This window comes from Mesorhizobium sp. M1A.F.Ca.ET.072.01.1.1 (assembly GCF_004023325.1).
GTDB lineage: Bacteria > Pseudomonadota > Alphaproteobacteria > Rhizobiales > Rhizobiaceae > Mesorhizobium.
This window is the reverse complement of record NZ_RZSF01000270.1, coordinates 1-9,422: the sequence shown is the minus strand read 5'-3', so window position 1 is coordinate 9,422 and position 9,422 is coordinate 1. Positions and strand designations below refer to the sequence as shown.

The following is a 9,422-nucleotide window of genomic DNA, read 5'->3' as shown; positions in this document are numbered from 1 at the left end:
CCTTCAAGCGCAACGAGATGGCGGTGGGCTCGGCGAGCGCGGTGATCATGCTGATGACGCTGACCGCGATCATCGTGCCTTATCTCTATTCCGAGCTCAGGGAGAAGCCGCGATGAGCGCCGTCACCTCACCGGCCAGCCAGGCATCGAGCGGCGTCAGCGCCAGGACAATCAACCGCATCGTCATCTACGGACTGCTTGCGCTGTTCGCGCTGTTCTACCTGATGCCGCTCTTCGTCATGCTGGTCACCTCGTTCAAGACCATGGACGAGATCCAGAACGGCAACATGCTGGCGCTGCCGCAGTCGCCGACCATCGCGCCATGGTTCAAGGCCTGGGGCGAAACCTGCGTCGGTCTCACCTGCGCCGGGATCAAGGGCTACTTCTGGAACTCCATCAAGATGGTGGTGCCGGCGGTGCTGATCTCGACGCTGCTCGGCGCGCTCAACGGCTATGTGCTGACCAAATGGCGCTTCCGCGGCCATACGCTGGTCTTCGCGATGATGCTGTTCGCCTGCTTCATTCCGTTCCAGTCGGTGCTCTTGCCAATGGCGACCATCCTCGGCAGCATCGGCCGCTTCGGCGCCAGCCTGCAGAACGCGACGGGGTTCAACTTCGGCCTCGGCAACTCGACGGTCAACCTGGCCTTCGTCCATGTGGTCTACGGCCTCGGCTTCACCACCCTGTTCTTCCGCAACTATTACGAGGCCTTTCCGACCGAACTGGTGAAGGCGGCGCAGGTCGACGGCGCCTCGTTCTTCCAGATCTTCCGCCGCATCATGCTGCCCAACTCGATGCCGATCTTCGTCGTCACCGTCATCTACCAGTTCACCAACATCTGGAACGACTTCCTGTTCGCTTCCGCTTACGCCGGCACCGGCGACGTGATGCCGATGACGGTGGCGCTCAACAATGTCGTCAACACCTCGACCGGCGTCGTCGAATACAACGTCAACATGGCCGCGGCGATGATTGCCGCGCTCCCCACCCTTATCGTCTATGTCGTCGCCGGCCGCTATTTCGTGCGCGGGCTGATGGCCGGCGCGGTCAAGGGCTGACCCTATTTTCTGAAGGAACGACCATGGCTTTTCTGGAAATTGATGGGCTGAAGAAGCGCTTCGGGAATGTCGAGATCCTGAAGGGCATCGATGTCGAGCTCGAAAAGGGCGGCTTCCTGGTGCTGGTCGGCCCGTCCGGCTGCGGCAAGTCCACCCTGCTCAACACCATTGCCGGGCTGGAAACCATCACCGAGGGCCAGATCCGCGTCGACGGCCGCGCGATCAACGATTTGCATCCCTCGAAGCGCGACATCGCCATGGTTTTCCAGAGCTACGCGCTCTATCCGAACATGACGGTTGCCGGAAACATCGCCTTCGGCATGGAGATGCGCGGCGTGCCGGCGGCGGAGCGCCAGGCGGCGATCGACAAGGTGGCAAAGATCCTGCAGATCGGTCACCTGCTCAACCGCAAGCCCAGCCAGCTTTCCGGCGGCCAGCGCCAGCGCGTCGCCATGGGCCGGGCGCTGGTGCGCGACCCGAAACTCTTCCTGTTCGACGAGCCGCTTTCCAACCTCGACGCCAAGCTGCGCGTCGACATGCGCATCGAGATCAAGCGCTTGCACGCCACGACCGGCACCACGATCGTCTATGTCACCCACGACCAGATCGAGGCGATGACGCTGGCGACCAAGATCGCCGTGATGCGCGATGGCGAGGTACAGCAGTTCGGCACGCCGGCCGAAGTCTACAACAACCCGACCAATGTCTTCGTCGCCGATTTCATGGGCTCGCCGGCGATGAACCTGATCCCGGCCAAGATCGGCGCCAATGGCAGCGGGCTTTCCGTTGTTCTCGATCGTGAGGCCCGCCAACCGATCACGCTGTCGCTGCCCGGCGCGCCGACCGGCCTTGCGGCCTTCAAGGACAAGCCGGTCATCTTCGGCGTGCGCCCGGAAGCGCTGACCGATCCAGAAGGCGCCGAGCGCAACGGATCCGAAATCGCCACCGCCGACTGCCACATCGAAGTGGTCGAGCCGGCGGGATCGGACACGTTCGCCGTCACCAATCTCGGCGGCAAGGGCGTGGTGGCGCGGCTGCGCGCCGACGCCAGGATCCAGCCCGGCACCAGCACGCCGCTGGCCTTCAATCTCAGCAAGGCGGTGTTCTTCGATCCGGCGACCGAGAAGCGCATTCTCTGATGCATGTCGCCCAAAAGTGGATCCGGTTTTGGGGCAGCGACATGCGTCAAGACAAAGATCTAAAGCGCGTGGTCCCCGTCAGTTCAAACACGACGCGCTTTAGACCATGACAAATCCGGATATCGTCATCATCGGCTCCGGCATCGGCGGCGCCACGATCGCCTCCGGCTTGGCCGGCAGCGGCGCCTCGATCCTGATCCTGGAGCGCGGTGAACCGCTGCCTGCGACGCCGCATGCGCGCTCGACGCGCTCGATCTTCGTCGACGGGCATTACCGGCCGAAGGAGATGTGGCGCGAGGCCGGCGGCGCCACGTTCAACCCCGGCAATTACTATTATATCGGCGGCAACTCGAAATTTTTCGGCGCGGTGCTGATCCGCTACCGCAAGGAGGATTTCTCCGAGCTGGAGCATTTCGGCGGTGTCTCGCCGGCCTGGCCGTTTTCCTATGACGAGTTCGAACCCTGGTATTCGAAGGCCGAGCAGCTTTTCCGGGTGCGCGGCGCGCTCGGCGAGGATCCGACCGAGCCGTTCCATTCGGTTCCCTATGCCTTCAAGCCGGTGCCCGACGAACCTTCGATCGCGCGTGCCCGCGCCGAACTCAAAGGCCTCGGCCTGCATCCTGCCTCGCTGCCGCTCGGCGTCGACATCGAAGCCTGGCTGAAGGAGGGCAAGACCGGCTGGGATGCTTTTCCGAACACCGGCCAAGGCAAGGTCGACGCCCAGACCGGGCCTCTGGCGGCTGCGCTCAATGACAAGAACATCAAGCTCGAAACCGGCGCCCATGTCGACTGGCTCGAGGCCTCGCCGGACGGCAAATCGATTGCCGCCATTCATTACACGCAGAACGGCGCGCAAAGGACGCTCTCGCCGAAGCTGGTCATCCTATCGGCCGGCGCGATCAACTCCGCCGTCATCCTGCTGCGCTCGCCCTCGACAAACGGCAAAGGCCTCGCCAACAGTTCCGACCAGGTCGGCCGCAATTTCATGAACCACAATTCGAGCGCGATGCTGGCGATCGACCCGCGCCGCCGCAACGACGCCGTCTACCAGAAGACGCTGATGCTCAACGACTATTATCTGTCGGGCGGCAAGGGCGGTAAACCACTCGGCAACGTGCAACTGCTCGGCAAGATCGACGGCAACATGCTGCGGGCCAATGTGAAGCTGGCGCCAAGATTCGCGCTCGATTTCATGGCCGGCCACGCCGTCGACTGGTACCTGATGTGCGAGGACCTGCCCGATCCTGAAAGCCGCATCCTGGTCGACGGCAAGGAGATCGTCATGCAGTGGCGGCGCTCCAACATGCAGTCGCTGGAAGGCCTGACCACGGTGATGCGCGAAAACTTCCGCGCCTGCGGTTACCCGATCGTGCTGTCGCGCCCGTTCGACAAGCGCACGCCCTCGCACCAGTGCGGCACGGTGCGCATGGGCAACGACCCCGCGACGGCGCCACTCGATACGTTCTGTCGTGCTTACGACCATAAGAACCTGTTCGTCGTGGACGCCGGCTTCCTGCCGACCTCGGCGGCGGTCAATCCGGCGCTGTCGATCGCAGCCCAGGCGCTTCGCGTGGCAGATCATATCCGCAAGACGGAGCTCGCGGCATGACCCGCCCGGCAGCCATCGTCACCGGCGGCGCGCGCGGCATCGGCCTTGCCTGCGCCGAGGCGCTGGCCGATGCCGGCTTCGATATTCTTGTTGCCGACCTTGCGGACAAGCCGGCCGATGGACTTGCCGAAAGCATCGCCGCGCGCGGCGCGAAATTCGCCTATGCCAGCTGTGACATCGCTGATCTCGCTGGCCATCCAAAACTGGTCGCGGCGGCGGTGGACGCCTTCGGCAGCATCGATTGCCTCGTCAACAACGCCGGCATAGGCGCCGTCGTGCGCGGCGACCTTCTGGAATTGAAGCCTGATAATTTCGACCACGCGCTAAATATCAATCTGCGCGGCACGGTGTTCCTCAGCCAGGCCGTCGCCAGGGCGATGCTGGCGACACCCGCCAGCTTAGCGAGGTCGATCGTCACCATCACCTCGGTCAGCGCGACAATGGCCTCGCCGGAGCGCGCCGACTACTGCATCTCAAAGGCAGGGCTTTCGATGTGGGTGAAGAACCTGGCGCTGCGGCTCGCCGCGGAAAACATCGGCGTGTTCGAGGTGCGGCCGGGCATCATTCGCACCGACATGACGGCAGGCGTATCCGCCAAATATGACGCGTTGATAGACGGCGGGTTGGTGCCGGCCAAACGCTGGGGCGAGGGCGCCGATATCGGCGCTGTGGTGGCCGCACTTGCCAGCGGAAAATTCGGCTTTGCAACCGGATCGGTCATCGATGTCGACGGCGCGCTCTCCGTGCCTCGTCTGTGAGTGAGTGGAACCATGGCTGACTACATCATCGTTGGCGCCGGACCGGCCGGTTGCGTGCTGGCCAACCGACTGAGCGAGGAGCCGACCAATTCAGTCCTGTTGCTCGAAGCGGGCGGCAAGGATTGGCACCCGCTGATCCACATGCCGGCAGGCTTCGCCAAGATGACCAAGGGCATCGCTTCCTGGGGCTGGTCGACGGTGCCGCAGAAGCACATGAAGGACCGCGTCTTCTGGTACACCCAAGCCAAGGTTGTCGGCGGCGGCTCGTCGATCAACGCCCAGATCTACACGCGCGGCAACGCCCGCGACTATGACGCCTGGGAGAAGGAAGAGGGCTTGGCCGGCTGGGGCTATCGCGATGTGCTGCCCTATTTCAAGCGCGCCGAGAACAACCAGCGCTTCGCCAACGATTATCACGGCGACCAGGGGCCGCTCGGCGTTTCCAACCCGATCTCGCCGCTGCCGATCTGCGAGGCCTATTTCCGCGCCGGCCAGGAGATGGGAATCCCCTTCAATCCGGATTTCAACGGCGCCAGCCAGGAAGGCGTCGGCTATTACCAGCTCACCCAGAAGGACGCGCGGCGCTCCTCCGCCTCGGTCGCTTATCTGAAGCCTATCCGCGCCCGCAAGAACCTGACGGTCAGGACCGATGTACTCGTCACCCGCGTCGTCGTCGAGAAAGGCCGCGCCATCGGCGTCGAGATCGTCGACAGGCCGGGCGGAGAGAAGACGATCCTGCGCGCGGAACGCGAGGTGATCATCTCCTCCGGCGCCATCGGCTCGCCAAAGCTCTTGATGCAATCCGGCATTGGCCCGGCCGATCATCTGAAGTCGGTCGGCGTCACGCCGGTCCATGACCTGCCCGGCGTCGGCTCCAACATGCAGGACCATCTCGACCTGTTCGTGATCGCCGAATGCACCGGCGACCACACCTATGACAACTATGCCAAGCTGCACCGCACGATGTGGGCCGGCCTGCAATACGTGCTTTTGAAGAAGGGCCCCGTCGCCTCCAGCCTGTTCGAGACCGGCGGCTTCTGGTACGCCGATCCGACCGCCGCCTCGCCCGACATCCAGTTCCATCTCGGTCTCGGCTCCGGCATCGAGGCCGGGGTCGAGAAGCTGAACAATCCCGGCGTGACGCTGAACTCCGCCTTCCTGCGCCCGCGCTCGCGCGGTACGGTGCGATTGAAGAGCGCCGACCCCGTCGATCATCCGCTGATCGACCCGAACTACTGGTCCGATTCCTACGATCGCGACATGTCGATCAAGGGACTGCGGCTGGCGCGGGAGATCATGCGGCAGAAGGCGCTGCAGCCTTTTGTGCTGCGCGAGGTGCTGCCCGGCCCTGCGCTGCAAAGCGACGCCGACCTCTTCGACTATGCCTGCCGCGCGTCCAAGACCGATCACCATCCCGTCGGCACCTGCCGCATGGGACATGATGCGATGGCTGTGGTGACGCCCGATCTCAGGCTGCGCGGCATCGACGGCCTGCGGGTCTGCGACGCGTCGGTGATGCCGCGTGTCCCCTCCTCCAACACCAATGCGCCGACCATCATGGTCGGCGAGAAGGGCGCCGATCTGATCCTCGGACGCGAGCCGCTGCCGCCGGCCGTGTTCAAGGGCAATAAGGCGGCTTGAGGGGAGAACAATGATCCGCCACTGCGTCTTTGTCCGCTTTGGCGACGGCACCTCCGCCGCCGAGCGCGCCGCGATTCACGCCGATCTCGAAGCGCTGCGCCCGGCCATCGACGGCATGGGCAAGGTTCATTTCAGCGCCAATGTCAGCCCGGAGCCGTTCGCGCGCGGTTTCGGCCATGGCTTTACCATCGATTTCCGCGATGCTGCCGCCCGCGACGCCTATCTGGCGCACGAGGCGCATCAGCGCGCCGGCGCTCGCCTGGTAGCCGCGCTCGAAGGGGGCACCGACGGGCTGATGGTCCTCGACTTGGAGTTTACGGAAATGTGACCGCCGGTTGATCGGAAACCGGCAAATAACCCGTTCTCTTTTGCACTGCATGGAACATATCGTTCCTTTCGCGGATGCAAAGGAGCAGCGATTTGAGTCTCACCTCGGAGCAGAAGAAAACCGTACTCGCATCTTTCCTGGGCTGGACGCTCGACGCTTTTGATTTCTTCCTTCTGACATTCCTGCTCACCGATATCGCCGCTGAATTCCACACCGATGTCCCGGCGGTCTCCAAGGCGCTGTTCCTGACCTTGGCCACGCGATTCATCGGCGCGTTCCTGTTCGGCATGCTGGCCGACAGATATGGGCGCAAACCGCTGCTGATGCTCAACATCGTCAGCTATTCGGTGATCGGGGCGCTGGCCGCCTTCTCGCCCAATCTCGGCATATTCCTGGCCCTTCGGGCGCTGTTCGGCATCGCGATGGGCGGCGAATGGGGCCTTGGCAGCTCGCTCGCCATGGAATCCATTCCGCCCAGCGCCCGCGGCATGGTTTCGGGCATCCTGCAATGCGGCTATCCGGCGGGATATCTGCTGGCGGCAGTTGTCTATGGGCTGCTCTACGGCCAGAAGATCGGCGATTTCACCTTCGGCTGGCGCGCCATGTTCCTGCTGAGCTTCGTACCGGCGCTGATCGTGCTCTTCATCCGCTCGCACGTGCCTGAATCGCCCGCCTTCGTCTCAGGCCGGGCGCAGGCGCGGCCAGGCCTCCTCGTAACGCTGCAGAAGCACTGGGGCATCGCGCTCTATGCCGTGGTGCTGATGATGTTCTTCAACTTCTTCAGCCATGGCACGCAGGACCTCTACCCGACCTTCCTGAAGAAGCAGCACGGCTTCGATCCGCACACGGTGAGCTGGATCACCATCGTCGCCAATATCGGCGCCATTGTCGGCGGCCTGGCGTTCGGCGCGCTGTCGGAAAAAATCGGCCGTGTAAACGCCATCACGCTCGCCTGCGTCATTGCTCTGCCGGCTATTCCGCTCTGGGCCTATACGACGACGCCGTTCATGCTGGCGCTCGGCGCCTTCATCATGCAGGTGGCGGTGCAAGGCGCCTGGGGCGTCATTCCGGTGCATCTCAACGAGCTATCGCCGGGCTCCGTGCGGGCGACCTTGCCTGGCTTCATCTACCAGGCCGGCAATCTGGCGGCCTCCTATGGCGGCCCGTATCAGGCCGGCATCGCCGAAGCGCCGGGAGGCAGCTATGGCTATGCGCTGGCATTGTTTGCCGGCGTGGTCGCCGTCTGCATCATCGTCGTCATCCGCTTCAGCCCCGAGAAGCGTGGCGAGGTCATGACCGTGATCGACCGGGAAGTCAGCCCAGTCTGAGCGCGACCACGCCCGCGACGATGCCCAGCGCCGCGGCGGCGCGCCATGCCGTCATCTTCTCGCCCAGCGCCAGCACCGAGATCAGCATGGCGAATAAGATCGAGGTCTCGCGCAGCGACGCAACCGAGGCGATCGGCGCCTTGGTCATCGCCCACATCACGATCCAGTAGGCGGCGCCGCTGAGCACGCCGGTGAAGAGGCCCGCTTTCCAGTCCCGCGCCAGCAGGGGCAGCGACTGTGGCCCGCGAAAGGCGATGCACAGCACCAGCGCCCAGAGGGCATCGCAGACGAACAGCCAGGCCGCATAGCTTTGCGCGGTTGCCGCCAGCCGCGCGCCGCTGCCGTCCGACAGCGTGTAGCTGGCAATGAAGATCGATGTGCCGAGCGCGAAGCTGACGGCGCGCAGATTGAACCGTTCAAGATGCACGCCGCCGCGAAACGACATGATCAGCGTACCTGCCGACAGAAGCACGATGCCGAAGATGGAGAGTGGCGCCGGTACCTCTCCGAGCAGAACGATGCCGCCGAGCGCGGAGAGCAGCGGTGCGGTACCGCGCGCCAGCGGATAGGTCTGAGCGAAATCGCCTGCCTTGTAAGCGCCGATCAGAAACGTCCGGTAGCCCATATGGAAGAAGACCGAGGCGAGGATGAATGGCCAGACCTCGGCTTTCGGCACTTCAACGAAAGGCAGCGCCAGCAGCGCCGCAGCCCCCATGCCGAGCGTCATCAAGGTGATCGACAGGAAGCGGTCGAGGTGCACCTTGACCAGCGCGTTCCAGATCGCGTGCATGGCGGCCGCCGACAGCACCGCGAGGAAGACGAAAAGCGTCATGCCCGCCTCACCCGCCTGCAAGCCCAGCGGCGATGCCTGGCGTTTCCAGATCGATATCGACCCTGAGCGGGAAATGGTCGGAGGCCACTTCGCCGATATCGGCGCTCACGGAACGCACCCGCCCGGCCAGCATGCCGCCAACGAAGCAATGATCGAGCCGGCGTTTCGCCAGCCTGCCCTCGATGATCTTTTCATGCGTGTGGAAGTCCACCACCGGCTTGGCGGCGACGGCTGCGGCATCGACGAACCCGTCGATATAGACGGCGCCGCGATGATAGGGCGTGCTGCCGACGATGCGCCGGTATTCCGCACTTCCCGGCTCCATGTTGAAATCGCCGAGCCAGATCGCCGCCAGCGGGTTTTCCGGCTCCGGCTCGCCATTCGCCCAGTTGCGCTGCGGCTCGTCATCGGCGCCGCTCCAGGGACCGCCATCGGACGGCGAGCGGCGCTGTTCGGCGAGCAGATAGTCGATCTGCTCCAGCCGCTCTTCGGCCGCGATATGGGCAAGATGCAGCGAGAAGACCCGCACGGATCCCGCCGGCGTCCGGATCATGCACTCCAGTGCGGCGGTGCGCGTGTTGAGGGGCTTGAGCGTGCGGCGCAGCGGCAGCGCATGCAGCCGCGACCAGACGATCGGCAGCTTCGACAGAAGCATCGTGCCGAACTGCCTGCGGCGGTTGACGATGCGCCCATCACGCTTCTCGCTGGCGTCCATGTCGAAGGCCGGACC

At 64.2% G+C, this 9,422-nt stretch carries 9 protein-coding genes and 1 pseudogene; 8 read left to right on the top strand and 2 right to left on the bottom strand.

The window, feature by feature from the left end; genetic code table 11:
- From EOA32_RS27965 to EOA32_RS27930, 8 genes and pseudogenes are all read left to right on the top strand, one after another.
- Window positions 1–116, top strand: a pseudogene (locus EOA32_RS27965) (sugar ABC transporter permease); the annotation flags it as partial.
- A complete protein-coding gene (locus EOA32_RS27960; protein ID WP_067325882.1) occupies window positions 113–1,057 on the top strand; it encodes a carbohydrate ABC transporter permease in 945 nt (314 codons plus the stop codon). The pseudogene EOA32_RS27965 and the gene EOA32_RS27960, both read left to right, overlap by 4 nt.
- A 23-nt stretch (window positions 1,058–1,080) precedes the next feature.
- Window positions 1,081–2,196: an ABC transporter ATP-binding protein gene (locus EOA32_RS27955; protein WP_067002551.1), complete on the top strand. Its 1,116-nt coding sequence runs from the start codon at window positions 1,081–1,083 to the stop codon at window positions 2,194–2,196.
- 106 nt (window positions 2,197–2,302) lie between these two features.
- Window positions 2,303–3,805 (top strand): GMC family oxidoreductase, encoded by a 1,503-nt coding sequence (locus EOA32_RS27950; RefSeq protein WP_128373434.1) that lies wholly within the window; start codon window positions 2,303–2,305, stop codon window positions 3,803–3,805.
- Window positions 3,802–4,563, top strand: coding sequence for a 3-ketoacyl-ACP reductase (locus EOA32_RS27945; protein WP_128373433.1), 762 nt, complete (start codon window positions 3,802–3,804; stop codon window positions 4,561–4,563). The genes EOA32_RS27950 and EOA32_RS27945 overlap by 4 nt, the downstream gene beginning before the upstream one ends.
- Before the next feature lie 12 nt (window positions 4,564–4,575).
- Window positions 4,576–6,204 carry a GMC family oxidoreductase N-terminal domain-containing protein gene (locus EOA32_RS27940; protein WP_095778827.1) on the top strand — a complete coding sequence of 543 codons (1,629 nt, stop codon included), beginning with the start codon at window positions 4,576–4,578 and terminating at the stop codon, window positions 6,202–6,204.
- Between the two features lie 10 nt (window positions 6,205–6,214).
- Window positions 6,215–6,532: a Dabb family protein gene (locus EOA32_RS27935; protein WP_067002558.1), complete on the top strand. Its 318-nt coding sequence runs from the start codon at window positions 6,215–6,217 to the stop codon at window positions 6,530–6,532.
- A gap of 74 nt (window positions 6,533–6,606) precedes the next feature.
- Window positions 6,607–7,860, top strand: coding sequence for an MFS transporter (locus EOA32_RS27930; protein ID WP_095778825.1), 1,254 nt, complete (start codon window positions 6,607–6,609; stop codon window positions 7,858–7,860).
- On the opposite strand, the gene EOA32_RS27925 is transcribed toward EOA32_RS27930, so the two are convergent.
- Together EOA32_RS27925 and EOA32_RS27920 are read right to left on the bottom strand one after the other, a co-directional pair.
- The gene (locus tag EOA32_RS27925) at window positions 7,847–8,692 is read right to left on the bottom strand and encodes an EamA family transporter (RefSeq protein WP_128373432.1); all 846 of its coding nucleotides are present in this window, start codon (window positions 8,690–8,692) and stop codon (window positions 7,847–7,849) included. The two genes, EOA32_RS27930 and EOA32_RS27925, sit on opposite strands and share 14 nt — an antisense overlap.
- A 7-nt stretch (window positions 8,693–8,699) precedes the next feature.
- Window positions 8,700–9,422 (bottom strand): endonuclease/exonuclease/phosphatase family protein (locus EOA32_RS27920; protein ID WP_128373431.1); only part of this gene is annotated, 723 nt, incomplete at its 5' end.